This window comes from Stieleria neptunia (assembly GCF_007754155.1).
Lineage (GTDB): Bacteria > Planctomycetota > Planctomycetia > Pirellulales > Pirellulaceae > Stieleria > Stieleria neptunia.
The window spans coordinates 2,421,709-2,447,494 of record NZ_CP037423.1; the positions used below are offsets into that span (position 1 = coordinate 2,421,709).

The 25,786-nt window shown below is 60.1% G+C and carries 18 protein-coding genes; 9 read left to right on the forward strand and 9 right to left on the reverse strand.

Annotated elements, in window-relative coordinates:
• Positions 1–52 precede the first annotated feature (52 nt).
• Positions 53–3,034 carry an exo-alpha-sialidase gene (locus Enr13x_RS08460; protein WP_145385608.1) on the forward strand — a complete coding sequence of 994 codons (2,982 nt, stop codon included), beginning with the start codon at positions 53–55 and terminating at the stop codon, positions 3,032–3,034.
• 48 nt (positions 3,035–3,082) lie between these two features.
• Here the strand turns inward: Enr13x_RS08460 and Enr13x_RS08465 are convergent, their stop codons facing one another.
• From Enr13x_RS08465 to Enr13x_RS08475, 3 genes are all read right to left on the reverse strand, one after another.
• The gene (locus Enr13x_RS08465; protein ID WP_197455877.1) at positions 3,083–4,867 is read right to left on the reverse strand and encodes an arylsulfatase; all 1,785 of its coding nucleotides are present in this window, start codon (positions 4,865–4,867) and stop codon (positions 3,083–3,085) included.
• Positions 4,868–5,275: 408 nt separating this feature from the next.
• A complete protein-coding gene (locus tag Enr13x_RS08470) occupies positions 5,276–6,550 on the reverse strand; it encodes a PQQ-binding-like beta-propeller repeat protein (protein WP_145385610.1) in 1,275 nt (424 codons plus the stop codon).
• 135 nt (positions 6,551–6,685) lie between these two features.
• Positions 6,686–7,357 (reverse strand): RNA polymerase sigma factor, encoded by a 672-nt coding sequence (locus Enr13x_RS08475; RefSeq protein WP_145385611.1) that lies wholly within the window; start codon positions 7,355–7,357, stop codon positions 6,686–6,688.
• Positions 7,358–7,942: 585 nt separating this feature from the next.
• Here Enr13x_RS08475 and Enr13x_RS08480 point away from each other — a divergent pair.
• Complete coding sequence (locus Enr13x_RS08480; RefSeq protein ID WP_145385612.1) at positions 7,943–11,689, forward strand: family 16 glycoside hydrolase; 3,747 nt, start codon at positions 7,943–7,945, stop codon at positions 11,687–11,689.
• A gap of 134 nt (positions 11,690–11,823) precedes the next feature.
• On the opposite strand, the gene Enr13x_RS08485 is transcribed toward Enr13x_RS08480, so the two are convergent.
• The 5 genes from Enr13x_RS08485 to Enr13x_RS08505 all read right to left on the reverse strand — a co-directional run bounded on the left by Enr13x_RS08485 (position 11,824) and on the right by Enr13x_RS08505 (position 19,051).
• The gene (locus Enr13x_RS08485) at positions 11,824–13,044 is read right to left on the reverse strand and encodes a hypothetical protein (RefSeq protein ID WP_145384426.1); all 1,221 of its coding nucleotides are present in this window, start codon (positions 13,042–13,044) and stop codon (positions 11,824–11,826) included.
• A 92-nt stretch (positions 13,045–13,136) separates the two neighbouring features.
• Positions 13,137–13,382: a hypothetical protein gene (locus tag Enr13x_RS08490; RefSeq protein WP_145384425.1), complete on the reverse strand. Its 246-nt coding sequence runs from the start codon at positions 13,380–13,382 to the stop codon at positions 13,137–13,139.
• 530 nt (positions 13,383–13,912) lie between these two features.
• Complete coding sequence (locus Enr13x_RS08495; protein WP_145385613.1) at positions 13,913–14,524, reverse strand: peptidylprolyl isomerase; 612 nt, start codon at positions 14,522–14,524, stop codon at positions 13,913–13,915.
• A gap of 236 nt (positions 14,525–14,760) precedes the next feature.
• Positions 14,761–16,161 (reverse strand): DUF1501 domain-containing protein, encoded by a 1,401-nt coding sequence (locus Enr13x_RS08500; RefSeq protein ID WP_145385614.1) that lies wholly within the window; start codon positions 16,159–16,161, stop codon positions 14,761–14,763.
• Between the two features lies 1 nt (position 16,162).
• Positions 16,163–19,051, reverse strand: a complete 2,889-nt coding sequence (locus tag Enr13x_RS08505; RefSeq protein WP_231744165.1) for a DUF1553 domain-containing protein — start codon at positions 19,049–19,051, stop codon at positions 16,163–16,165.
• A 661-nt stretch (positions 19,052–19,712) separates the two neighbouring features.
• On the opposite strand from Enr13x_RS08505, the gene Enr13x_RS08510 reads away from it, so the two are divergent.
• The 7 genes from Enr13x_RS08510 to Enr13x_RS08540 all read left to right on the forward strand — a co-directional run bounded on the left by Enr13x_RS08510 (position 19,713) and on the right by Enr13x_RS08540 (position 24,576).
• Positions 19,713–20,204, forward strand: a complete 492-nt coding sequence (locus Enr13x_RS08510; RefSeq protein WP_145385615.1) for a 3-hydroxyacyl-ACP dehydratase FabZ family protein — start codon at positions 19,713–19,715, stop codon at positions 20,202–20,204.
• 85 nt (positions 20,205–20,289) lie between these two features.
• Complete coding sequence (locus Enr13x_RS08515) at positions 20,290–20,679, forward strand: acyl carrier protein (RefSeq protein ID WP_095737163.1); 390 nt, start codon at positions 20,290–20,292, stop codon at positions 20,677–20,679.
• Positions 20,679–21,188 carry a 3-hydroxyacyl-ACP dehydratase FabZ family protein gene (locus tag Enr13x_RS08520; RefSeq protein ID WP_145385616.1) on the forward strand — a complete coding sequence of 170 codons (510 nt, stop codon included), beginning with the start codon at positions 20,679–20,681 and terminating at the stop codon, positions 21,186–21,188. The genes Enr13x_RS08515 and Enr13x_RS08520 overlap by 1 nt, the downstream gene beginning before the upstream one ends.
• A 22-nt stretch (positions 21,189–21,210) precedes the next feature.
• Complete coding sequence (locus tag Enr13x_RS08525) at positions 21,211–22,509, forward strand: beta-ketoacyl-[acyl-carrier-protein] synthase family protein (RefSeq protein ID WP_145385617.1); 1,299 nt, start codon at positions 21,211–21,213, stop codon at positions 22,507–22,509.
• A 2-nt stretch (positions 22,510–22,511) separates the two neighbouring features.
• Entirely contained in the window at positions 22,512–22,907 is a 396-nt protein-coding gene (locus tag Enr13x_RS08530) for a hypothetical protein (RefSeq protein WP_145385618.1), read from the forward strand.
• A gap of 120 nt (positions 22,908–23,027) precedes the next feature.
• Entirely contained in the window at positions 23,028–23,234 is a 207-nt protein-coding gene (locus tag Enr13x_RS08535) for a small basic protein (RefSeq protein ID WP_145385619.1), read from the forward strand.
• Positions 23,235–23,559: 325 nt separating this feature from the next.
• The gene (locus Enr13x_RS08540) at positions 23,560–24,576 is read left to right on the forward strand and encodes an acyl-CoA desaturase (RefSeq protein WP_145385620.1); all 1,017 of its coding nucleotides are present in this window, start codon (positions 23,560–23,562) and stop codon (positions 24,574–24,576) included.
• A 278-nt stretch (positions 24,577–24,854) separates the two neighbouring features.
• Here Enr13x_RS08540 and Enr13x_RS08545 read toward each other — a convergent pair whose 3' ends face one another.
• Complete coding sequence (locus Enr13x_RS08545) at positions 24,855–25,454, reverse strand: PIN domain-containing protein (protein ID WP_145385621.1); 600 nt, start codon at positions 25,452–25,454, stop codon at positions 24,855–24,857.
• Positions 25,455–25,786: the final 332 nt, after the last annotated feature.

Below are 25,786 nucleotides of genomic sequence, written 5' to 3' on the forward strand. Positions count from 1 at the left end.
CCTCCCATCCTCCCGCCTTCCATCGTTCTGCCACTCTCCCCACGACAAAACCATGAATCGCCACACCCCTCCTTTACTGCTTCTCGGACTTGCCCTCGTCACCGGTTCGCTACACGCTGCCGACCCGGATTGGAAGCTTCAACCGCTAAAGTACAACCACCCCGGATTGGAAGTCGATCTCGGAGTCGGACTCTGGGCCTGGCCGATGCCGATGGATTATGACGGCGACGGCGACATCGACTTGTTGGTCGCCTGTCCGGACAAACCGTCCGGCGGCGTTTATTACTTTGAGAATCCGACGCAAGATCCGACGATCAAAATGCCGGTCTTCAAACCCGGCGTTCGGCTCGGCAAAGCCGGGCACAATCTGCAGGTCAGTTACGTCGATGGGCAGCCGCGGATTTTGCAACCGGGCAGCGAATTCCCACGCGACGCATCGACCGGATCGTTCAACTTTGAAAAGCCCGAAAAGATCTATCCCAAGTCCAACGTGCATGCCAATCGGGTGCGCGGCAACATGTGGCGTTACGTCGATTTTGATGGCGATGGCGATCAAGACTTAGCCGTCGGCACCGGAGACTGGACCGATTACGGCTGGGACCACGCCTACGACGCAGCGGGGCGATGGAGAAACGGTCCGCTACACGGGAACGTCTACATCATCCTCAACGAAGGTTCGGATGAACAACCGAGCTATTCTTCGACTCCCCAGCGACTGACCGCGGCCGGTGGCGACATCGATGTCTACGGTTGGCCGTCGCCAAACTTCGCCGACTTTGACGGCGACGGGGACTTGGATCTGTTGTGCGGCGAGTTCTTGGACGGGTTCACGTACTTTGAAAACATCGGATCTCGAACCGGTCCGATCTACGCCGCCGGCGTCAAGCTGGACGACAATCTGGGCGATCCGTTGGTGATGCATCTGCAGATGATCACCCCCACGGCCATGGACTGGGACGGCGATGGCGACATCGACTTGATCGTCGGTGACGAAGACGGTCGCGTCGCGTTGGTCGAGAACACGGGAACGCTGCGAGAGCGTCGACCGGTCTTCCTCGCGCCTCGCTACTTCCGACAGGAGGCCGACACGCTGAAATTCGGTGCGCTCGCCACGCCCTATGCCTATGATTGGGACGGCGATGGTGACGAAGACATTTTGTGTGGGAATACCGCGGGAAACATCGCCTATTTCGAAAACTTGGGCGCCGGCAGCAACGGATCGCCGAAGTGGTCGGCACCCTCGTTGGTGGAAGTGCAGTCGGCCGATGGGCGGACCAGCGCGCCGTTTCGTGTGATGGCCGGCCCCAGTGGTTCGATCCAGGGACCCTGTGAAGCAAAATGGGGATACACGACGCTTTCGGTGGCCGACGTGGACGACGATGGAGATCCCGACATCGTCTACAACTCCATCTTGTCCCGCGTCCAGTGGCTGCGAAACGACGGTGGCGTGATGGTCGAAGCGGAGACCGCGGGAACGCCCTCGGAGGCACCGCCGGCGTGGTACTGGTGGCAAACCAAGAGTCAATCGGCGCTGACCCAGTGGCGGACCACACCGTTGGTTGTCGATTTTGATGCCGACGAGAAACTGGACTTGGTGATGCTGGACCAAGAAGGCTATTTGACGCTGCGATCCGATGCCGGCGAAGCACAACGCGTGTTTGTCGATGAACGGTTGCAACCGATTCAATTGAACCAGAGATCATGCGGCGGATCGGGTCGCTATAAACTTGACGTGGTCGATTGGGACGGCGACAAACGGTTGGATGTGTTGGTCAATTCCGAGAACGCAATCTGGTACCGCAACTGTAAAACCGTCGACGGCAAGATCGTCTTGAAGCGGATCGGCAATCTGGCCCGTCGCAACGTCGCCGGGCACACCTCCAGTCCATCGGCATGCGATCTCGACCGCGACGGCAAGCCCGACTTGATGGTCGGTGCGGAAAACGGACGGATCTATTACATCGCCCATGACGACTGCATCCACTATTCTGACGAGCAAACCGCCGCCGATATCGTTGACGAGGCCGAGGTGCCACGCATGCCCGGGTTGGTGAGCGAAGAGTTTATCTACAACAAACTGCCGACCAAACAATGCCACGCATCGACGATCTGTCAGACCAGTCGAGGATTGGTTGCGGCCTGGTTCGGTGGAACGAAAGAGAAGCACAAGGACGTCGGGATCTGGACCAGCTATCACGACGGAAGCCGCTGGTCGTCGCCCTCGCAAGTCGCGACGGGTGTTCAGCATGATGGTTTGCGTCATCCATGTTGGAACCCGGTGCTGTTTCAACCGCCCGGTGATGCCCCGACGCTATTGTTTTTCAAAGTCGGCCCCGACCCGCAGAGCTGGTGGGGCGAGATGATGGTCAGCTATGACCGCGGGCGTACCTTCCGCGACCGGGTCCGATTGCCGGAGGGCATCGACGGCCCGGTGCGGTGCAAGCCGATTTTGACCGATGACGGGCGTCTGCTGTGTGGGTCATCGACCGAATACGACGGCTGGCGAGTGCATTTCGAGAAAGTCGATCTTCTCGGTGGTCAGCCCGCGGGGACGTGGGATCGTATCGGACCGATCAACGACGCGTCCAAATTTAACGCGATTCAGCCGACCCTGCTGCAACACGCCGACGGCACGCTTCAAGCGTTGTGTCGAAGCAAAGAAGGGGTGATCGTCAGCACCCGCTCGAGCGACGGCGGAAACACTTGGTCGGCATTAAAAGGCATCGATCTGCCGAATCCCAATTCGGGCATCGAAGTCGTTTCGTTGGCCGACGGTCGTCACTTGCTGATCTACAACCACCTGGGCAGCGGAAGCACGGGTTGGGGGCGGCGTGGAATGTTGAACCTGGCCATGTCCGAAGACGGGGAACATTGGACGCGCGTCGGGACGTTGGAACAGGAAAAGGGCGCGGAGTTCAGTTACCCGGCGATCATCCAAACCGACGACGGCATGGTCCACGCGACCTACACCTGGAAGCGACAAAAGGTCAAGCACGTCGTGATCGATCCGAGCAAGTTGGTCGAGGAGAAGTGATGCCCGGACGGGAGTAGCGAGTAGGGCATGCTGTGCATGCCAACGGGCTCACTTCACCGGCTCCAACGTGATCCGGTTCAAACGCATCAATTCGTTGCCCGGGCACTCGGCGACTTCGGCGACCAGTTCAACGCGGCCTTGTTCCAGATGCAGCACGCCGGCCGCGTGGCTTTCGAATTGGTCGGCGGTGGCGCTGGCCACGACGACGTGGCGGGTGACGTCATCGCCGCTTCGCAAGATCAAGGTGCCGCCGGCGTCCAGGGGACGGCATCCGTAGATCAGTCGCACGCGGTAGGATCCGGCGCGATCGACGTCCAGTTTCCAACTCGCTTGTTCACCGGGTGCTTTCCAGCCCTGGATCGTGTCCCAGTCGTAACCGTCAAAGACGTACTCGATGTGTTTGCCGGTCCAGGTCGCCCAACTCGGTTCGATGTCGACGGGCACGTCACCGACCGGGACAGGAACCGGAGTGTAAGCTTGGCCCTCGGTGACGTCGTTGAACCAGCGGACGAATTCGGTTCGTAACCGGTCCACGTGGGCGGGGTGCTGTGGGGCGACGTTTTTCTTTTCACCCGGATCGGCGTGCAGATCGAACAATTTCCAATTTGATTTTGACGCGGTCGCCGTGTTTCCGACTTGGCACAACAATTTCCATCGGTCGTCGCTGATCGACCAACGTTTTTCGTCGTTGGGTTGGTAGCGATCCCAGGTGTGGTAGACGTAGCGATGATGTGTCTTGTCGTTTCCACTGGTCAACAATGGAACCAGACTCTTGCCGTCGATCGTTCGGACTTGCGGGACGTCGACTCCGGCCAGTTCACAAAACGTCGGCAGCCAGTCGACGTGTGAGGTCTGGGCTTGAACTTTCTGGCCCGGCTTGATGCGGTTCGGCCAGCGCACAAAACAGGGCGCCCGGACTCCGCCTTCGTAGACACCCGCCTTGTTTCCGTTCATCCCGCCTTTCCAAAATTTGCTGACCCCGCCGTTGTCGCTGGTGAATACGACCAGCGTGTTTTCCGCGGCGCCGAACCGTTCGATCACGTCCAGCAAGCGTCCGATGTTTTGGTCCACCCGGTCGATCAATCCGTAGATCCGTGCTTCGCGGATGGGAAGGCCGCGATCGAGATACTTTTTGAGCGTCTTGTCGCCTTCGGGTTGTGCATAGTGCGACGTGTCCAGCAAGAACGGTGAATGGGGCGCGTTGAACATCAGCGCACAAAAGAACGGTCCGTCATGCGATTCAACGGCGTGTTGAATGAAGTCGATGGAGGCATCGGTAAAGACATCGCTGACGTAACCGCGTGCTTCGACCGGTCGTCCGTTGTGATAGACCTGGTTCGGAAATTGGTAGCGTTCGATGTGCCCGTGATAGTGTCCAAAGAATTCGTCAAAGCCACGCTCTTGAGGCTGATAACCGGGGTATTTTCCCAGGTGCCATTTACCGAACAGACCGGTTCGATAGCCGGCTTGCTGGAGCAGTTGGGCGACGGTGATTTCGCCCAGGCCTATCGAATCGCCGCCGAAACGCGTGTTGTACAAACCGGTTCGCAGGTAGTAGCGTCCGGTCATCAACCCGGCGCGTGTCGGGGCGCAAACCGGCGCCGCATAATAGCGATCCAGCTGGATGCCCTGGTCGGCGATCGCGTTCATGTTCGGCGTGTCGATGTGCGGATTCCCGGTCGCACCGGTATCCCAGTAGCCTTGGTCGTCGGTCATGACGAACACGATGTTGGGCCGTGGCGGCGACTCGGCGTTCACGACGGGTGTGCCGAGGGTTTGCGTCAACAGGCCTGCAACGGCAAGTCCGACGAGTGTTGCGATTTGAGGTCGCAATCGACTTGGGAGTGGTAGTCGGCAACGGGCCTGTGCCGAGGCGAGAAATTGAAACATCTTGAACCCCATTCAGCCCCGGTGTCGGCCACTGGAGCGCGCAAGTGAAGTGATCGAAAGTCGCTCCGGTCGCTGGTACCTTCGCGTCCAAGCGGCTTCTGTTCGAGCTGGCGGTTGGTCCAACCTCTGGACTGATGGGTCCCGCGATCGATAGGACCAATAAGACAGATGAGACCCATACGTCCTATGTGTCCAATTGGTCCCATTGCACGATCGTTGACCCGGCGGGAAAGCATCACGCAACACCGCGGGCGCTCCGGTTCCATCGACCGGAGCGGCAACATTCAGGTGGCCATCTCCAGCAGGTAACCGAACCGCGTGATTGACCGGCTTTGTTGTCGCAGTTGGCGGCTACTTACTGACATCGTAGCAGAAGATCTGGTCGCCTTCGCGGAGATAGAGTTTGCCGCCGACGACGACGGGGTGTGCCCAGCTGGGACGCTCGCCGCTGCCGGGGATTTTGAAACTGCCTTGTTCTTCGTACTCATCCGGTGATGCCGGGACCAGCGCGACGGTGCCGTCGCTGAAGCGGATGAAGAGTTTTCCGTCGGCGGCGGTGACGCTCGCCGATTTCTTCCCGGACCCACGCGATTTCCATTCGGTCCGGCCGGTCATCAATTCGGCACAGAACGGGATTCCCTGGTCTTCTGAGTCGCCGTACAGGAAGTCGCCGACCAGCACGATGCCGCCGTGCTTGTTGCCCAGTTTGGGGTTCGGCGGATAGAGTTCTGCTGCGGTCACGCCGTCCCCATCGGGGATTTGACGGAGCAGGGCGCCGCCGGTGCCGTAGCCGGCAGAACTGAACACCAGGTCGCCCTTGACGATCGGGGTGGGAATCACGGCGGTGGTGCGTTGGATTTCGTAGGACCACAACAGTTTTCCATCATCGGCGCGAACGCCCATTGGTCCGCTGCCGGTCGTTTGGACATACACTTTGGTGTCGCCGACCGTTGAAGGGACGACCGACGCGTGTCCGGCACCACGATCTTCCGCGCGGACGCAGGTCCAGAGGGTTTCACCGGTCAATTTGTCCAGTGCCGCCATCGTGCACTGGGGACCGCCGGGGGTGCAGATCAGTTTTTCTCCGTCGATCAAAACGGATTCGCTGTAGCCCCAGCCATCGGCTTTCTTGCCGCCCAGATCGTCTTTCAGGTGACGCCGCCATTGTTCTTGCCCGGCGGTGCTGAAGCAGATTAATTCGCCATACGCGGTGACGACATAGACGCGATCACCGTCGACGGTGGGTGTGCTGCGCGAGCTTTGCCAGGATTCTTTGCCGCTGGTCCACGGCGAGCCCGTCTTGCTGTGCCACAGATGTCGGCCGGTTTTTTGATCGAAGCAGACCAGGTATTCATCATCGTCATCGGCGGTGGAGAGTCCATCGCCGAGTGTGAACAGTTTGCCCGCCGAGATCGCGACGCTGGCATAGCCACGTCCGGCACCTTCGGCGGTCCAAATTAATTTGGGACCGTCGCTGGGCCACTGGTCCAGCAGACCGGTGTCTTCGGAAACCCCGGTTCGGTCGGCGCCACGAAAGGTCGGCCAGCTGTCTTCGCCCTGGGAAGCGGACGGGATGGACAGACCGGCGAAGATCGCAATGCAAATCAGATGACGCATCATGTTCATGGTGTTGTTTTCAGAAAGAGGGATCTGAGCGGATTGCCCGCATGTGGACCGCCTGTCGTCTGGTCCGTCACCGCTGATCGGACGTCACCGCTGATCGGACCAGGGGCATTCCGGTAGAGGATTCGGCGGATCCATTCACGACCGTTTGAGCGCGAAGGACGTTCGGTGACAGGGGGCGCAAGCTCTCAGCATATCGTCGATGTCTTCGCCATGTTCCTGCTGCAGCGATTTTTTCAGTCCGGTTCGGGCACGCTGAACGAGAGATTTGAGGGCCATTTCCGACAGCATCAATTCCTGTGCGGCGGCCAGATAGCTGTAGCCCTGAAAATGAACCAATCGCAGGGCCTCCTGCTGACGCCGGCCCAGTCGGGTCATGGCTCGATGCACGGCACGTCTACATTCGCTGCGGATCAGATTATTGGCCGGGTCCGAGTTGACGGAGATCTCAAACGGGGTTTGACGCTCGAACTTGGCGTCGGACACCCCTTGGATGGAAATCTCGCGACGCCTGGCCAGTTGTCGATTGGTGTTGGAGACGACGTTTCGGGTGATGGTGTACAGCCAACTGGAAAACTTGGCCGTCGCTCGGTACGTGTGCCGCGCCTTGTACACCCGCAGAAAAACCTGTTGGGTCAGGTCCTCCGGGTCGACTAGGCTGGGCGCCTGGAAATGCCGAATGAACCGCAGGACCGTCGATCGATTGCGTCGCACCAACCGCTCAAACACTTCGTGCTCGCCATTCTTAATCCTGAACATCAACTGGGCATCGAGATCATCCGGATGATGAAAGTGGCTGGGGGCGATCATGGAATCGGTCGGCGGGGTAGGCGAAAGCACGAAAGTTGACTAATCGTCTAAACGGCATCGAGTCCGCCGCTTACACTCGCGTGGTGGGGAATTGTGAGCCAAAACGGTCGATTGGGACCGCTTGCTCAGGGGTCAGGAGTCGCCGGCACCGCCGTATTCCGTCGCCCGGTTGCGGTTCCTCCGGTGCTGGCATCCCCCCAAGTCGCGGGTTTTGCGGCCTCGCAATCCTGCAACTTTGGGAGTCACGCAGGATCTGACTTCTAAGCGGCCACGGAGTCTCGCTGCTGGTGGCCCGTCGATTGAAGCCCCACCCGCGCGTACGCAAGACGCCACGCGGCGCCCCTTGCTTACGCGTCGGGCTGGGATCTTCGCGTTCGTCTCGGAACATCGTTCAACCGACAGCCCGCTCGCAGGCACCACTTCCAAAAAGAACCAGTTAAGATCTATGGCGACGCAAATCGTCTTGGGCGAACACCAGCCACTGCTTTTTTCAAACGCACTGATGTCTCGGGGTGGCCCGTTCTGATCCAGATGATTGACTCCCAATGACACGCCGAAAAGACTTCATAGCGGAAACGAGATTCGATGCGACCACTGCGATTATTACTGTTAGGACTGCTTGCCTGGACCGCGACGATCGGACAGGGCGAGGGGCCGAAATACCAAGTCCTTTTCAACGGCAAGGATCTGTCGCAGTGGAAGGGATTGGACCCCTTTTGGTCGGTCCGTGACGGTGCGATCGTCGGACAGTCGACGAACGAAAATCCCGTCCCCACAAACACGTTTCTGATTTGGCAAGGCGGCGAGGTCGGCGATTTTGAGTTTCGTTGCCTGGTTCGTTTCGAAGGAAACAATTCCGGCGTTCAGTATCGCAGTGCGATGGCAAACGAAAGCCAATTGGCGCTGCGTGGCTACCAAGCCGACCTGCATCCCAAACCCGACTACATGGGCATGATGTACGGTGAAAAAACGGGACGTGGGATCATCGCCACCGGTGGTCAGCGGGTCATGATTTCGGCGGACGGCCGGTCCGATGTGACCGAGGCTTTTACGCCACTTCGGGGGATCGCCACCGAACAGTGGAATGAATTGGTGATCGTCGCCGTCGGAAACCGCATGATCCATCAGGTCAATGGCGTCACGACCGTCGACGTGACGGACAACCACCCCGATGCCCAGCGGAGCGGACTGTTGGGGCTGCAGCTTCATCAAGGTCCCGCGATGAAGGCGGAGTACCGCAATCTGTTGCTGCGACCGCTCCAGGGTGCCGAGGCACAACGTGTGCTGCAGGCCGCGATTGATTCGACACCATCCGCCGACGCGGCGACCGATCGTGGTGCTGAGGGAACGGTTGCCAAACCGAACGCCGAAGCCTGGCTCAAGCAATCGCCCCAGCCCCAGTGGATCTGGGCGGACAAGTCGGCGGGAAATCAAAAGGTCTGGTTTCGGAAATCGTTTCAAGTCGCTGCGCCGGTGAAGCACGCCCGGTTGTACACGACGTGCGACAACCGCATGACAGTCTTTCTAAACGGAAAACAGGTCGCCAAGAGCGACGCCTGGCAATCGCCGATTGATCAGGACGTTGCCAAGCGGCTGCAGCCCGGACGCAACGTGATCGCGATCGCCGGCCAAAACGAAGGCGGTGTGGCGGCGCTGGTCGCCAAGTTGACGCTTGACGATGCCGACGGCAACACCACTTCGATCGTGACCGACACGACTTGGAAACGTTCCGAAACGCAAACGCGTGGTTGGAACGCCGTTGGATTTGACGATTCCGATTGGACGGGCGTCAAAGCCATCGCCGCGATCGGCGCGGGGCCTTGGGGGATTGCGACGTCGGAGGGTGCGGACGCCGGCGGGCGGGTAACCCTTCGCCCCCAAGAGATCTACGCGCCGGCGGGCTTCGTCGTCGAACAGGTTTACGACGTGCCGAAGGAGCAAGGCAGTTGGGTGTCGTTGGCGACCGATCCGAAAGGTCGTTTGTATGCCTGTGACCAAGGCGGCGCCGGGCTGTATCGCGTGACGCTGCGATCGGGAGAACCGCCGCTGGTCGAAAAGGTTTCCGCCGGGGCGCTGGCCGGTGTTTCCGGAGCGCAGGGCTTGCACTGGGCCTTCGAAAGTTTGTGGTTTCATCGCAACGGCGGGAACCTGATCCGCTTGGGTGATTCCGACGGTGATGACGTCTTGGATGTGGCGGAGACCTACCCGGGAACCACCGGCGGCGGCGAGCATGGCAATCATGCCGTGTTGCCGATGCTGGACGGAAAGGGGCTTTATTTAGACGGGGGCAACGCCGCACCGCTGGCCAGTCACAGCCGGAGCCGTGTGCCGACCTGGTACGAAGGGCACCTGTTGCCGCGGATGTGGGATGCCAACGGCCACGCCCGCGGTCGCATGGCGCCCGGCGGCTGGGTCACGGAATTGGACGTCGCGTCGAAGCAACAAGTCGTTCGCACGATCGGATTTCGAAACCAGTACGACATCGCACTGAATCGGCACGGCGATCTGTTCGCGTATGACGCCGACATGGAGTGGGATCTCGGTTTGCCGTGGTATCGGCCGACGCGGATTTGTTTGGCGGCCAGCGGCGCGGATTATGGTTGGCGAAGCGGGTCGGGAAAGTGGCCGACCTACTACGAAGATTCATTGCCGCCGGTGGTCGAAATCGGACCGGGATCGCCGACCGGCATGGTGGCGGGGGCGGACGCCGATTTTCCGACGCGCTATCGCGATGCACTGTTTGCCTGCGATTGGACTTTCGGCACGATGTACGCAATTCACTTGAAACCCGAAGGGGCCGGATACCGTGGCGAGGCGGAGCCGTTCTTGTACGGTTCACCGCTGCCGTTGACCGATGCCGTGATCGGTCGGGACGGTGCGCTCTATTTCGCCGTCGGTGGACGGGGCACGCAATCGGGGCTGTATCGTGCCCGCTATGTCGGCGACGAGTCTCGGGCGCAACCGACGGAGGTTGATCCCGCGGCGGAGGCGGCGCGGAAACAGCGGCGATCGTTGGAAGCGTTTCATGGTGTCGTGTCACCCGATGCGATCCAGGCCGCCTGGCCGCTGCTTTCCAGCGAAGATCGTTTCCTGCGTCACGCCGCCAGAATCGCGGTCGAAAGTCAACCCGTGGAAACGTGGGCCGAACGCGCGGTCCTCGCGTCCGATCCACAGACGCGGATCACGGCGACGGTCGCGCTGGCACGTCTGGGCAGCGAATACCATCGCGCCGGTGCCCTGGTTGCTTTAGTGACACTGAAGGCCGACTCGCTCAGCAAGTCGCAATTGCTGGGCATGCTCCGTGGTTACGCGTTGATTTTTGATCGACTGGGCAAACCGACAAAGATCGAATCCCAGCAAGTGCTCGCGCAGCTCGATCCACTGTTGCCCAGCGACGACGATGACGTGAACACCGAACTGATTCGTGTGCTGACGTATCTGCGCAGCGAGTCGGTGATTGCCAAGACGATGGCGTTGATCGAAAACCGCCGGCCGACGGAGCCTCCGCCGTGGTCCGAACTCGCCAGCCGCAACAGTCGCTATGGCGGGGCGATCAATAAAATGATCGATTCGATGCCTCCGTCGCGCGAGATCTTGTACGCGTTCATGCTGCGGAACGTGAGAAGCGGTTGGACGCTCGACCAACGCCGCAGCTACTTCACGTTTCTCAATCAAGCCGCCAAGGCATCCGGCGGAGCGAGCTATGCCGGCTACCTGACGCGGATCCGCGACGAAGCCCTGGCCAATTGTTCGTCCGAGCAACGTGTCGCGCTTCAGGAGATCACCGGCGAAGACTTCAACCCCCAGCCGGATTTTCCGATCATCGAGCCCCAAGGCCCCGGCCAGAAGTGGACCGTCGATGCGGCGCTGGCCGCCACCCGAGGCGCGAAAAACTTTGAGCGGGGGCGGTCGCTGTTCTTCAGCGCCAAGTGTGCCGCCTGCCATCGGTTGGCGGGGTTGGGAGGTGCGATCGGTCCGGACTTGACCAGCATCCCCAATAAATTCGACGAACGTTATTTGGTCGAAGCCATCGTCCACCCCAGCAAAGACATTTCAGACCAATATGGATCGTCTCGCGTGCTGACCGACGACGGCCAAGTGCTGATCGGTTTGGTGGTCGAGAAAGAAAACGGCGACTTGACCGTCTATCCGATCGACGAAAATGCCAAAGCGGTCGACATCGAAGCGGACAGTGTGGAGTTGATCGAAGCCTCCAAGGTCTCTCAGATGCCGGAGAATTTGTTGGATCGATTGTCGGCCGAGGAGGTCCGCGACTTGTTGACCTACCTGATGACCGCCGGCAATCCCAACGACAAACGCTGGGGACGGTAAGTGACGGAATTTGAGTGTGGGATAGGCTTCCAGCCTGTCGTTTTTTCGCTTGTTCCCAGGCTCCGCCTGGGAACACACTGTCTTGGAGGCTCTGCCTGGGCTGCGCAAAATTGCAACTCAGAAGGATAGCAGATTTAGGCCGTATCGGTTCCTGGGGATGACGGTAGTACGCTGCGGCGGAACATCGTCATGGTTTGTCTGAGGTTGTCCTTCACCCAATTGCATAGGGTTTTGTGGGTAACGGAGGCGAGGCTCGTTTCAATGGCTTCCGCACTGACGTCGGCGACGCTGGCAGCCATTGATAAGACGTTGCGGGTGAAACCGCTGCGAGAATGTTGTCGACCCATCTGCTTGCCCTTACCGATCAAGGATTCAAGGATTTCGCTGCTCGCCGGCAACCTCTCCCCGGGGGCAAGAATGCTTGAATTCTCTTCGATCGCCGAGACGATCTCGTCGCGAAACGCTTGGCTCTGCCAATCGCCTACATCACACGAAAGTTTTTCAGCCAGGGAAGCAGCCGAGTCTGCGTTAAAACCGACTGTTCGTGAGTGCTCTAACGTCTTGTCGACCATCCGCATCAGGCGTGCCCAGACTGCGATCGATTCACGATAGTCAAGCACCCAAGCGAATTTCTCTTCCAGGCGACCAAGTCGATCTTGTTGCTGACGTTCTTCATGGGGGGTGTCAAGCAGACGCAACATCCGCTCTGCCCACCCGATCAGACTGTGCAGATTCATGAAGCGTGCCTTGACCTTGAGTTTGGGAGGCAACAACGATCCCAGCTCAGTCTGTTTGGCTTTCGGTTGTGTCTTTCCACAGTGCCCGAGAAACGAATCCCATTGAGGGTCTTTCTGCAGGACATGTTTGAGTGCCGTCGCAGTTCGGTGACACATGTCGGTCAATGCGATCGTCGACTCGCTTTCCTGTTGAAAACCAGCGATTCCGTTGACCAAGTCGGAACCTTGGTCGGAAATGATGGCCTTGACCTGACCGACTCGGTCAGCAGCTTTCTTCAGTTGCTCGGCAACAATCTTGCCGTTGGATGTCTGGACAATCTCGATCAGGATGGCCGAGAGATCGCTCAGTCGGATAGGCCGATCGAGATTGAGCCAATGTTCAAGGCGAATCCCAACGATCAAAAGACATTTCTCGTTTCCCAATTGGATCGTGTGGTCGACCAGGAGAATCCAATCGTCGGCCTGTTCTTTGGGACGCGTTAATTCATGCAGCCCCCGTCGCAGCGTCCAGTTCTGAATCGTGTTTGCCGTAGGGGCGTGAGACAATCCAGAATGGATGGTGCCTAGCGTGCGGGCAATTTTCTCACAAGCTCGATAGCTGATGGTTGCTTGGAGCACCCAAGAAATCGTGAGTACAACGAGACTCAACGAAAAAGAATGTTGGGGGGCCGGCGGCAGCAATTGAGTCGACGGCTGCGTCGGGCGATTCTTCAGGGGCTGCTCCGCGTTTTTAACTGCTCTAATTCACTCTGCAGCTCGGCGACGCGCCGCCGCAGTTGGCTTGCCTCGCCTCTCCATCGCTGGCGGCTCTCTCTCGCATTGCAGAGGTTTTGCTTGAGTTCCTTAATCAACCGCTTGGATTGCATGGCGTTGTTCTTCCATTTCTCTCGTCCACGGCGTGCCGAACCAAGAAGTTTGGAAACAGGTGACTTATACTCAATCGTGGCTTGAGACATGACTGAACCTCCATGACGCGGAAAAACTGCATATAAGAGAACCAATTCCGTCAAATTCTCAAATAGCAATTTCAACACAAAACCGGTCGGTTTTGCGCAGCCCAGGCTCTGCCTCCAGAACGTGCCGGCGGAGCCGGCCCGGGTGGCAAGCAGGATGCTTACCCCACTTTGCTTTCCGCCTCCAGAACGCGCCGGCGGAGCCGGCCCGGGTGGCAAGCAGGATGCTTACCCCACTTTGCCTTCCGCCTCCAGATCGCGCCGGCGGAGCCGGCCGGGATGGCAAGCAGGATGCTTACCCCACTTTGCCTTGTTCCCAGGCGGGGCCTGGGAACGAGTCGCGATTTGTTAGCGGCGGGGCGCGAGCGGGCTGTCGATTTTGTGAGCCGCGACGCGTAAGCGGCCGGGCACTGCGACGCCCGCCCGAGGCCTTACGGCCAGCGGCTCACCATTGACTCAGCAGATCCCGACTAAAACGACAGCCTGCGAGCCCTCCGGTGTTTAACCCGTGCCATCAATCGATCGCTCGACGACTACTCGGCTTTCAATTCACCGCTATCGGCGATTTCGATCGGCAGTCGAGTTGCGCCACTTCGCGATCCGAGCGACTCGATTCGCTTGACGACATCCATCCCTTCGATCACGCGGCCGAAGATGACGTGCTTGCCATCCAACCAAGGCGTCTTGACGGTGGTGATGAAGAATTGCGAGCCGTTGGTGTTCGGGCCGGCGTTGGCCATGCTCAGCAATCCGACTTCGTCGTGGGCAAAGGCGAATTTCTCGTCGGCGAATTTTTCACCGTAAATGCTCTCTCCACCGGTTCCGTTTCCGGCCGTGAAGTCACCGCCTTGCAACATGAACTCGGTGATCACGCGGTGAAACTTGCTGCCCTTGTAATGCAAGGGTTTGCCCATCTTTCCGACACCTTTTTCGCCGGTGCACAGGGCGCGGAAGTTTTCAGCGGTTTTCGGGACGTCTTCGCCGAACAGGCCCATCACGATCCGGCCGGCGGGCTCGCCGTTGATCTCGATATCGAAATAGACTTTGTGGGTGACTTCGGCTTCAGAGGCGGATTTGGCGGATGCTTCGTTGGTCATGGTCAGGAAGGTGGCTGCGAGAGCCAATGCGGTAAGGGTTCGTAGCATGGGGAGTTCCGATGGCGGGGAGTCTACAGGCAAGACGGAGAACGAACTAGCGGATCGGCCGACAGGGCCGCTCCTTTGGCCCCACATTATCGCCATGCCGACAGGTTTGGCCAGAGGCGAATCGATGCCCCCCAAGTGTCCCACAAGCAATGGTGAGCCGCTGGCCGTAAGGCCTCGGGCGGGCGCCAGAATGCCCGACCGCTGGCGCGCCCGCGGCTCACTCCATCGACAGCCCGCTACGCCACGATGCTGTCGACGACTTTGCCGTGGACGTCGGTCAGGCGGAAATCGCGTCCGGCGTATCGATACGTCAACTGTTTGTGGTCGATCCCCATCAGGTACAGGATCGTGGCATGCAGGTCGTGCATGTGGACCCGGTTTTCGCGGGCATAGTAGCCAAATTCATCGGTCTGGCCGTAGGCAAATCCGCCGCGGACCCCGCCACCGGACAGGACCACGGAGAAGCCTTGCGGGTTGTGGTCGCGGCCGTTGGATCCCTGCACGACGGGCGTCCGCCCGAACTCGCCGCCCCAGACGATCAACGTGTCGTCCCATAGGCCGCGTTGTTTGAGGTCGGTGATCAGGGCCGCGATCGGTTTGTCGGTCGCCAAGGCGTTTTTTTCATGCCCCTTCTGTAAATTGCTGTGTTGGTCCCAGACCTGGCCGCTGGACACCGTGATGAACCGCACGCCACTTTCGGCCAATCGTCTCGCCAGCAAACAGCTCTTGCCGAATTCGCGGGTCGCTTTTTCGTCCATCCCATAAGCCCGCTCGGTGGCCTGGGTTTCGGAGTCCAAGTTGAAGACATCCGGTGCGGCTGATCGCATCCGTCGGGCCAGATCCACCGCCTGGATCGCACCTTCGATTTCACGATCCGGACCGCTGCGGGAGCGATGGTTCGCGTTGAGTGCGGCGAGCATCTCGATCCGCCGGTCCACGCGATCCGAATCCAGGGTTCCGGTGAGATGGGGGATCTTGGCGGATCCCGGTTTGCCGTTGCTGCCGATCGCGGTCGCCTGGTGCATCGCCGGCAAAAACGCGGCGCCGTAGTTTCGCGGGCCGCCGTGTGCGGTGGCGGGGCCGATCGCGATGTGTGCCGGCAGATCGGGATGCCCGCTGCCGAGCGCATAACTGAGCCACGCCCCGACGCTCGGCCGGACCAGGTTGTCGCTGCCGGTGTTGATCATCCCGACCGCTTGACCGTGGGACTGACCCCGCGTGTGCATGCTGCGGATCACGCACAGCGAATCGGCTTGCGCGGCCATGTGTGGTAACAGATCGCTGACCCATAATCCCGATTGCCCGCGGCGGGCGAATTCCCACGGCCCCTTCATGAGTTTGGGAACGGCGTCCAGGTTCGGCGGCAAGTCAAACGGCAACGGCTTGCCGTCATCGGTCGCCAGTCGCGGTTTGTAATCAAACGTGTCGACGTGGCTGGGCCCGCCGTGCATGAACAAAAAAATGACCCGTTTGGCGCGCGGCTTCGGATGCGCACCGGCGTTCCGATCCATTGCACCGGTTGCCCGTGCACCGATCGGCGTCAGTGCGGAAACGGCCAGCGACCCGATCGAAAAACCGGCCCGGGTAAGCAAGCTGCGGCGGCCGAGCTGGAGCGGAGAGGTGGAGGAATCAGGCATGTCAGTCCAGCATTCGGAATTCGGTCGTGGCAAAGATCGCGGCGACAAAGTCTGCGAAGCGGTTCTTGAGTTGGTCGTCGCTCAGTGACTGGGAAAGCCCGACGTAGTGCTCGGCCATGTCCAAGTCGTTGGGGGAGGGGGGGCGCGAAAGACAGATGCGATAGGCCGCCCGCAACCGGTCCTCCCAAGTCGACTCGGTTTGGACGATCCGGTCGGCCGTTTGCTGCGCCCAACCGATCACAGCGTCGCTGTTGATCAGCACCAATGCTTGGCCGGGCACGTTGGTCGTCGGTCGCTTGCCGACCAGCAAATCCGGGTCGGCGGCATCGAGCGCGGTCATCAGCGGCGGGAGGTAGCCTCGGATCACGGGCAGGTAAATCGAACGAACGGGTTGGTCGATGCCGGAGGCGACGGCTTTGGTGACCGCATTGTTGGCCGTCACCAAGACGCCTTTGTCGGCGACCGGTTCGGTGCGTTCCTCTTGGGTCAGCGCGCCGGCGGCCAGCACCATCGTGTCACGAATCGATTCGGCCGATAGTCGTTTGCGATGCGCCCGCCAAAGCAGTCGATTCTCTGGATCGGTGGCGTAAGCCTGTTGGTCGAACTCGCTGCTGCGCGCGTAGGATTGGGAGAGAACGATCCGCCGCACCAGGGGTTTCAACTGCCAGCCTTGTCGCATGAAGTCGATCGCCAGGGCATCGAGCAATTCGGGGTGCGAGGGCCGATCGCCGCGGGTGCCGAAGTTGTCGACCGTGCGAACGATGCCTTCGCCGAACAGGTGCATCCAGATTCGGTTGACCAGCACGCGGGCGACCAGCGGATTGTCGGGATCGGTCAGCCAATGGGCCAACTCGACCCGACCACTGCCGGAGGGCGTTTCGATCGCCGCGTCGCCGGGGCCGCAGACTTGCAAGAAACCGCGCGGGACCACGTCGCCGACGTTGTTGACTTCGCCACGGATATGGACGGGGCTGTCGGCGATCTTGTCGGTCGGCAAATCTCGCGGTGCCATCGCGACCGGCAGCGGCGGCGGTGCGTTTTTCTTGGCGGCATCGAGTTGCTTCTGCAGTGCGTCGAGTCGTTTCTGGGCGGCGGCGATTCGCTCGGCCGCCTGACGCGACTCGTCAGACTCCGCCGCTTCTTCAGCGGAGACGAATGCGACGGCGTCGGCGATCACATAGCCGTCCGTTGCGTCGTTGCGTATCGTCACCACCGCATCTTCATCGGCGGAAAACCGGAACGTTCCCAAATCATTCCAAGGCGGCGTGTCCGACCGTTTCCGCTGGTCGACGATCAGCTGTTCGTTTCCATCGGCGGTGATGAGCGTGACCGGGATTTTTGCCGCTCGGCTCGCGTTGCTGCTGTAGGCAAAACGCACGAGGTAGCGGCCGCTGGTCGGCAGGCGTTTGCGAAACTCGATCGACAGCGATCCCTTGTTGGTGTTGTTGTCGTGCACGTAACCTGAACCGATGAAGCCTTTCGTGTACGTGGATCCCACCCAATCGCCGATCTTGGTCGCTTCACGGTCGTCGACGACGATTCCGTTGTTTTCGCTCTCCTTTGCCAGTTGCAGCTCTTGAGTCGCTTGCTTGACTTGGCTTTCCAGAGAAGCGAGCGTGGTGCGGTGCTGGTCGAGTGCTTGCCGGTGTTCGTCCGTGGTCGGTAATTCGACGCGATTCCATGTGCTGACGTATTTTTGCGATTCGCCGTTGAGTGTTTGGGTGCTTTGAAAGATCCCAGCCAGTGCGTAGTAGTCTTCGGTGGGAATCGGATCGAACTTGTGGTCATGGCAACGGGCGCATCCGAGTGTCATGCCCAGGAACGCGCGGCCGACCGTGTCGATCTGTTCGTCGACCACATCTAAAATCAATTTCTCTTTGGCCCGCTCGCTGAGCATCTTGGGGCCGAGCATCAGGAACGTCGTCGCGACGACGTTGTCATGCCGTTGTTGATCAGTCGCGGCGGGCAACAGGTCGCCGGCGACTTGCTGGCGGATCATTTCGTCCAGCGGTCGATCGCTGTCAAACGAATCGATCAGGTAGTCACGGTAGCGCCAGGCCTCGTGGAAGGTCGCGTTGAAGTCGCTGCCGTTGCTGTCGGCGTAGCGGGCGACGTCCATCCAGTGCCGTGCCCAATGTTGAGCGAAGGCGCGGGAGCTGAGCAATTCGTCGACGAGTTGGATCCACGTCGCTTCGCTCGGCGATTCCATCCATCGACGCCGGATGGATTCGGACGGCGGCAAACCGGTCAGATCAAACGCCAGACGCCGCAATCGCGGTTCCGGCGGTGCGGTGCCGACCGGCTCGATTCCCTGTTCGGCCAATTGTGCGTCGAGTTGGTGGTCGATCAGATCTTCACCGATCGCGTCTTTGGAGTCCTGCGAAAGCGATTTGCGGAAGTCGGTTAGGGGGCGAAACGCCCAGAACTCGCGTCCTTGCTGCAAATCAATTTCGTCGGCGGCCGGACGGGGCGATGTGTCGGCAGATTTTTTTCGCGGATCGATCGCGCCGGCGTTGATCCAGCGGACGAAGTCGTCGACCACCGCGGGCGGCAGCGGTGCATCCGGAGGCATTTCACTGGATTCGTAGCGGATCGCGGAGATCAGCAGACTCGCGTCGGCATCGCCGACGCGGATCGCCGGCCCGCTCTCACCGCCATCGCGCATCGACCCGGCGCTGTCCAGCCACAGGGCCCCGCCGATTTCGTCGGACTCGGCGGAGTGGCATTCGTAGCAGTGTTTGACCAGGACGGGGCGAATGCGTTGTTCAAAGAACGCTTCGGAGTCGGGGGCGACCGCCATCACGTCGCCGACGGCGGTTGCCATCAAGGAAAACAACGCGGCAAAGCAGGCTTGGGAGCGGACTCGCGGCGCAGGAGAGTGAAATCGCATCGGGGCAGGACAATCAAGGCAGGGCAATCGGGGAGACGGCGATGCAAGAGGCAGGTCCCGTAGCGTACCAGAGATCCCCCACCGCCGCCAAATTTCCCACCGGGGACAGACCCCAATTTCCCCGGGGACAGACCCCGGTTTTTTGCGGCCGGGGACAGACCCCGGGTTGTTTGCGGCCGGGGTTAATTTCCCCGGGGACAGACCCCGAATTTCCCACCGGGGACAGACCCCGGGTTGTTTGATCGGGGGGCCATGGGTGAATGGGACCAATGGGACAGATAGGACCTATGTGTCCCATTGGTCCTATTGGTCCCATCTCGCGACCGATCGAAACAACGTCTCGGCGGGGACAGACCCCGGGGCAAAACGTCTCGGCGGGGACAGACCCCGGGGGGGCTGATGACAAAACCTTGTCGGCAAGCCGCGGAGTTCGCTCTGCTGTGGTTGAGCGAAATTGTCCAGATCACTATTTTGTGGCTGCGGAAAACATTGAGTTTTCCGAATCGGCTGACATTACCGGTGCCGATACCCATCCAAACTCAAGCGTGACGGGCTCAACAGCCGATGGCTGGAGAGAGTGAAAACGCGTCCAGGGCGTTTCAATCGCGTCGAGATGGCAAGACGCCATGCCTACTGATTCTTGTTTCACCATCGCCGTTTCATGAAGTATCGCCAACTCGACCGCATCGTCAGCCTGGATCCCGGACAGCGGATCGTGGCTGAACGTACTTTGCGAGCGGATGAGGAATATTTGAAAGATCATTTTCCGCGGTTTCCCGTGATGCCGGGGGTGATGATGCTTGAGGCGCTGCATCAAGCCGCGGTCTGGATGATCCGGACGGGAGACGAGTTTGCTTCGGCGTTGGTGTTGCTCCGAGAAGTCCGCAACGTGAAATTCGGCGACTTCCTGTCCCCCGACGAAACGCTGGTGGTCACCGCCGAGCGTGTCAAAGAGGCCGACGGGCTGATCACGGTCAAAGCGAATGCCGAAAAACAGGGGCGGGTGACCGTCTCGGCGCGGCTGATTTTAGAACGTTCGGGTAGCAACGAGCCGCCGGAGACTGGTACAGACGCGGACATCATTCGGCGGGCAAAAAAGCAATTCAAAGAGTTGTTCGGTGACGTTTCGTTCACCCCCAATCCAACCACCTAGTTTCATCTGCAGGTCCAGTTTTGAACCGGGGGACCGAACCCCTGGGCGGGACGTGCGGAAAAGCATTTGCAAAGGAAAACACGAGATGGCTCTGACAGAAGACGAAATTTTCGCGAAGGTTCAATCGGCACTCGAAGACGCGTTGGGCGTCGACGACGACGAGGTCACGATGGACGCGACCCTGGTCGGTGACCTGGGCGCCGAATCGATCGACTTCCTGGACATCGTTTTTAAGCTGGAAAAGGCGTTCGATATCCAGATCCCGCGGGAAGAATTGTCTCCCGAAGACATTTTGACCAACAGCCAATACGTTCAAGACGGCGTGGTCACCGCCGACGGCCTGGCAGAACTGAAAAAACGCATGCCCTGGGCCGACTTGAGCGACTTCGAAGCGGACCCGAAGGTGCAAAACTTCGGCAATTTGCTGACCGTTGGCGATCTCTGCCGGTACGTCGGTGCCAAGGTCAACGACTGATGCGATGGCTCTGGGTCGATCGGTTTACCGAATTTGTCTCGGGCTCGCACGCCAAGGGCATCAAGAACGTCAGCTTGGTTGAAGAGGCCGTCGACAACTATTGCCCGGGATACCCGTTTTTGCCGCCGACCCTGATCATTGAGGGGATGGCGCAGCTGGGCGGGATCCTGGTGGCGGAGCATTTTTTGTTCGACAAACGTGTCGTCCTGGCCAAGGTCGGACGGGCGAAGTTTCATGCGCCCGCGCTCAACGGCACCACGCTGCAGTATGAAGTCAAAATGGACGCCGTTCAGGAGAATGGCGGAACCGTCACCAGTACCAGCCACTGCGACGGCGAGATTCAAGCGGAGATCGATTTGATGTTCGCGTTTCTCGAAGATGGCTATTTGATCGACGGTCCGTTGTTCGAACCGGATGATCTGAAGGTCATGCTGCGGATCATGAAGTTCTTTTCGGTGGCGGTCGACGCCAACGGAAATCGATTCCCGACCTACGATAAACTCAATTAGTTTCCAGCGCCGAGAAGTCAGCATGCAGCGTGATCACAAAGACCGCCGACGCGTCGTCGTCACCGGGATCGGCATGGTCAACCCGATGGGCCACGACGTCGATTCGGTTTGGGCCGGGCTTCAGGCGGGAAAAAGCGGGGTCGCCTACACCACCCTGTTCGACGCCAGCGGGTTTCCGACCAAGATCAGTGCCGAGGTCAAGGATTGGGAGCTGGCCGAAGAAGATCTGCCTCTCGGCCGTCCCCAGACCTTGGGACGGCACACCAAATTCGCCATCGGAGCCGCCCGGCAAGCGATGGCCGACAGCGGGATTTTGGAAACGATCACCGATCCGACCCGCTTCGGCGTCTATTTGGGCAGTGGTGAAGGGAACCAGGATTTCAACACGTTCAGCCAGATGATGACCGCGGCGATCGCCGGCGGAGAATTTGACGCGTCCAAGTTCATCGCACGCGGGCTGGAGTTGCTCGATCCGGCCAGCGAACTGGAACAGGAGCCGAACATGCCGGCGGCCCACCTGGCGACGCTGTTCAATGCCCAGGGCCCCAACATGAACTGTCTGACCGCGTGTGCGGCCAGCAGCCAAGCGGTCGGCGAAGCCACCGAAATGATCCGCCGCGGCGACGCCGACGTGATGTTGGCCGGTGGAACGCACAGCATGATCCATCCCTTCGGCGTGACGGGGTTCAACCTGCTGACCGCGCTGAGCGAAAGCAATGACGAACCCACCAAGGCCAGCCGTCCGTTCGACCGGCTCCGCAATGGTTTTGTGCTCGGCGAAGGCGCGGCGATGGTGATTTTGGAAGATCTGGATCGCGCGAAGGCTCGTGGGGCGACGATTTACGGCGAAATCGCCGGGTACGGAACCACCGCCGACGCCTACCGGATCACCGATATCCCCCCGGACGGCCACGGAGGAATCGCGGCGATGCGGATGGCGATCGCCGACGCCGGCCTGAAACCCGCCGACATCTGTTACGTCAACGCCCACGGGACCAGCACGACGGTCAACGATAAAGTCGAATCGCTGGCCTGCCACGAAGTTTTTGGCGACGACGCGGCCAAGGTTCCCGTCAGCAGCACGAAGAGCATGATGGGCCACCTGATTGCCGCCGCCGGGGTGACCGAGATGATCGTTTGCCTGTTGGCGATGCGAGATTCGGTGCTGCCGCCGACGATCAATTACGAAAACCCCGATCCCGCTTGCGATCTGGACTATGTCCCCAACGAAGCGCGCCCGGCGGACGTGAAATACGCCCTGAACAACAGCTTTGGCTTCGGTGGCCAAAACGTCACCCTGTGCCTCAGCCGCGACGTGTAACGATGCCCGAATTCACCGACGCCGAACTGGTCGCTTTCCTCGATGAGGCGCTTTCCGACGAGCGCTCGACGGCGTTGGAAGGGCAATTGCGCGAGGACGCGGAGTTGCGGCAGCGGTTGATCACCGTGCGTGGCCGCGAGAACGCGGGGCTGCACACGCTGGGCGCGATCTGGCGTCGCGGCCGATTGTCGTGCCCCTCGCGAGAGGAGCTGGGCCAGTTCTTGCTGGAGACCTTGGCGGACGATCAAGCGGACTACATCCGCTTTCACCTGGAGACCGCGGAGTGCCGTTACTGCCAAGCCAATCTGGCGGATTTGGTGGCCGCTTCCGACGCCGACCGGCATGTGGTTCGGCGGCGAAAGTATTTCCAAACGAGTGCCGGTTACTTGAAAAAGTGAACGTGCCCCCCGGTGGCGAAAATTCGCGGCTCAGCCTTGCGGATTCCGGCCCCAGGCATTAACCTTCGCGGCTCGAAACAACTTCAATACACCCCTTTTCCCTCCCCCGAGGAAGCTACCATGACGCTCGATCGCAGCCTGAAGGTAAAAGCTGGGGCGATCAAAGCGCGGAACGTGCTGACCCGAGCCGAGCGGATCGCCCAGTTGCAACGACTTGATAAATTCAACGAAGACGAAGCCATCTTGGGAATGCCCAAGGTTCGCGTGGTGAAGGTCTCGCTGAAGAAGAAAAAGAAGGTCAAGAAAGCCGAAGACGACAAGAAGTAGTCGAGCCCATTTGTCGCGCAGGTTCAGCTTCGGCTGTGCGTTGCCGCACGAACGATCAAGCCGTGAGCGAATTCTTTCGCCCACGGCTTTTTTCTTCGCCGTTTGCCCTGCCGGAATGCCACGGGGTTCGCGTACAACTAAGACCTTCGGAAACGCTTGCCCCTGCATCCCTCGTCGCGTGCCGGCGAACGTCGTGGCGCAATCGCTTCGTCGGTCTGGAAAGACGGCGTGGCCGAGTTGAATCGGGATGCGCGTGGGGCCTTTTCGGCACGCCAGTCGCGGGTCGCACCCGCCAGTCGCCAATTCCCCCAACCCGGCCCTTTTGATGTCCACTGCCGACGCCACCCCAAAGACTGTTGCGGAACCCGACCCCACCGAGTCACGCTCGACCGCGGAGGCCGTAGCGGCTGCCGAGACGGCCAGTGATCAGGTTCCGGCGATCGATCCGCAGCGTCTTCCCCACCCCGAGAAAACGCGGCCGACGCGGATTCTGTGGGAATACGTCGCCGTGCTCTCCTTCGTCCACCTGGTTGCCTTGCTGGCCTTCGTCCCCTGGCTGTTCACCTGGTCGGGGCTGGTGATTGCGATCGCAGGCCACTTTGTGTTCGGGATGATGGGGATCACGATCGGCTACCACCGTCTGCTCACCCACCGCGGGTTCACGTGCCCGAAATGGCTGGAGCATGGCTTGGCGATTCTGGGGATGTGCAATTTGCAGGATTCGCCGGCTCGCTGGGTCGCGATCCACCGCATGCACCACCAGCACAGCGACGACCAACCCGATCCGCACTCGCCGCTGGTCAGCTTTTTATGGGGCCACATGGGCTGGGTCGTGGTCCGCAATCGAGACCTGGATCGGACGTCCCACTACGAACGCTACGTCCGCGACTTGCTGCGTGATCCGTTCTATTTGCGGCTGGAGCGAAAAGGCGGCTGGTTCTTTGTCTTCCTGGGGCACGCCATCGCGTTGACCCTGGTCGGCGCCCTGGTGGGTTATTTTGTCGACGGCGGTGCCGGGGCGCTCAAGTATGCGGCCAGCTATTACGTCTGGGGCGTCGCGGTCCGGACCGTGTTCGTGCTGCACGGCACCTGGGCGGTCAATTCGGTCGCCCACGCGTTCGGCTATCGCAACTACGAGACGCGTGACCATAGCCGCAACAATTGGCTGGTCGCGCTGTTCAGCCATGGCGAGGGCTGGCACAACAATCACCACGCCGAACCTCGATCGGCCGCCCACGGTCACCGTTGGTGGGAGTTTGATATGTCGTGGCGTGTGATTCGATGCATGGAAATGATCGGGCTGGTCAAAGACGTCGTGCGGCCCAAGTCGATGACGAAATAAGGCCGGTGAGGCTTGCCCCCCAGTGCCATCCACTTTGGCTTTAAAGGTGTTAGCGGAACGGCGCGAGCCGTCCGGTCGCGCTTCATTAGCACCGTGAAAGACCGGAGGGCTCGCGCCCTGCCGCTAACAACAAACGCCCCACTTGGCGCTAAGGACCGTCGGAAGAATAGGTGGGATAGGCTTCCAGCCTGTCATGACGAAAGCGACAGGCTGGAAGCCTATCCCACAATCAATCCCAGCCACTCATTCTTCCGACGGTGCGAAGTGAGCGGCTTGAGTCACTTCCCCGGCAGGTTGTAGTTCACCTGCGCTCCAGAAACGGTCACGTGCTTCTTGGCGATCAGTTGGTTGACGACCCGTTCGATGTCTTGGTCCGGCAGTTTCTTCTTGAACGAATTGGAGAGGGCGTAGCGAAGTGTCTCAAGCTTCCGCGGCCGGGACGCCTTGTTCCGTTTCAGAAACGCGATTGCCGCCTCGAAGCGTTGCGTCAGCGTGCCGTCGTTGGCGGGTATGGGCGACTTCGCCGCCGTCGGTGATCCGATTCGTTTGGCATCGATCTGACGTGATTTGAGGTGTCGAACGAGCGGATCGAAGCCCTCGTCGTTGGAGATGATGCGGAACGCCGCCGACGGGTCTGACTGCGAGATTTGACCGATGTAAAACGCGATGTGGAAATCCAGCGCGTTGGGGCCGCTGCCAGAAATCGTGATGTATTCCACCTGCTTGCCGAACGGCTGCAAAGCCTTCGCCGTCTCGACCGAAACATTCGGTTGTTTGGCGCCGACGAACACGAGCACTTTGAAGGCGTTTCCCACCAGGTGCCGTGAGCAATCACGGCCAACGTTTTCCGAATCGATCAAAATGTACTTCGGTTGCATCTGTTCGGGATTTTGCGGAAAGTCACTTCCCCCGCAAAACTGGGGGGTGTGAATCGGCTTTCATTGCCAGAGAGATGGCCGGCACCACGCCTGCTAGTCTGAGACAAGACTGGGTCAGAAATGTCGGACCGTCAGCGTTCCGGCACGCGTGATCGACCAATCGGTTCACCAGCACTCACCCCGTTCGGCGCAAAGTGATTGATCGTCACCTCCGGACCCAGCTTCACGCGTCGAAAATTGGTCGCAGGATGGTGGGGGGCGCCTTTTGGGGCCGCAGGCGGCACCTTGTGACCGCACCGCAAATAGGGCAAATCGGACCGATGGGACACATA

Coding starts and splice junctions, on each gene's coding strand:
- Enr13x_RS08460 (WP_145385608.1), top strand. CDS start 53: ATGAATCGCCACACCCCTCCTTTACTGCTTCTCGGACTTGCCCTCGTC.
- Enr13x_RS08470 (WP_145385610.1), bottom strand. CDS start 6,550: ATGAACATGATGCGTCATCTGATTTGCATTGCGATCTTCGCCGGTCTG.
- Enr13x_RS08475 (WP_145385611.1), bottom strand. CDS start 7,357: ATGATCGCCCCCAGCCACTTTCATCATCCGGATGATCTCGATGCCCAG.
- Enr13x_RS08480 (WP_145385612.1), top strand. CDS start 7,943: ATGCGACCACTGCGATTATTACTGTTAGGACTGCTTGCCTGGACCGCG.
- Enr13x_RS08490 (WP_145384425.1), bottom strand. CDS start 13,382: ATGTCTCAAGCCACGATTGAGTATAAGTCACCTGTTTCCAAACTTCTT.
- Enr13x_RS08495 (WP_145385613.1), bottom strand. CDS start 14,524: ATGCTACGAACCCTTACCGCATTGGCTCTCGCAGCCACCTTCCTGACC.
- Enr13x_RS08500 (WP_145385614.1), bottom strand. CDS start 16,161: ATGCCTGATTCCTCCACCTCTCCGCTCCAGCTCGGCCGCCGCAGCTTG.
- Enr13x_RS08505 (WP_231744165.1), bottom strand. CDS start 19,051: ATGCGATTTCACTCTCCTGCGCCGCGAGTCCGCTCCCAAGCCTGCTTT.
- Enr13x_RS08510 (WP_145385615.1), top strand. CDS start 19,713: ATGAAGTATCGCCAACTCGACCGCATCGTCAGCCTGGATCCCGGACAG.
- Enr13x_RS08515 (WP_095737163.1), top strand. CDS start 20,290: ATGGCTCTGACAGAAGACGAAATTTTCGCGAAGGTTCAATCGGCACTC.
- Enr13x_RS08520 (WP_145385616.1), top strand. CDS start 20,679: ATGCGATGGCTCTGGGTCGATCGGTTTACCGAATTTGTCTCGGGCTCG.
- Enr13x_RS08525 (WP_145385617.1), top strand. CDS start 21,211: ATGCAGCGTGATCACAAAGACCGCCGACGCGTCGTCGTCACCGGGATC.
- Enr13x_RS08530 (WP_145385618.1), top strand. CDS start 22,512: ATGCCCGAATTCACCGACGCCGAACTGGTCGCTTTCCTCGATGAGGCG.
- Enr13x_RS08535 (WP_145385619.1), top strand. CDS start 23,028: ATGACGCTCGATCGCAGCCTGAAGGTAAAAGCTGGGGCGATCAAAGCG.
- Enr13x_RS08540 (WP_145385620.1), top strand. CDS start 23,560: ATGTCCACTGCCGACGCCACCCCAAAGACTGTTGCGGAACCCGACCCC.
- Enr13x_RS08545 (WP_145385621.1), bottom strand. CDS start 25,454: ATGCAACCGAAGTACATTTTGATCGATTCGGAAAACGTTGGCCGTGAT.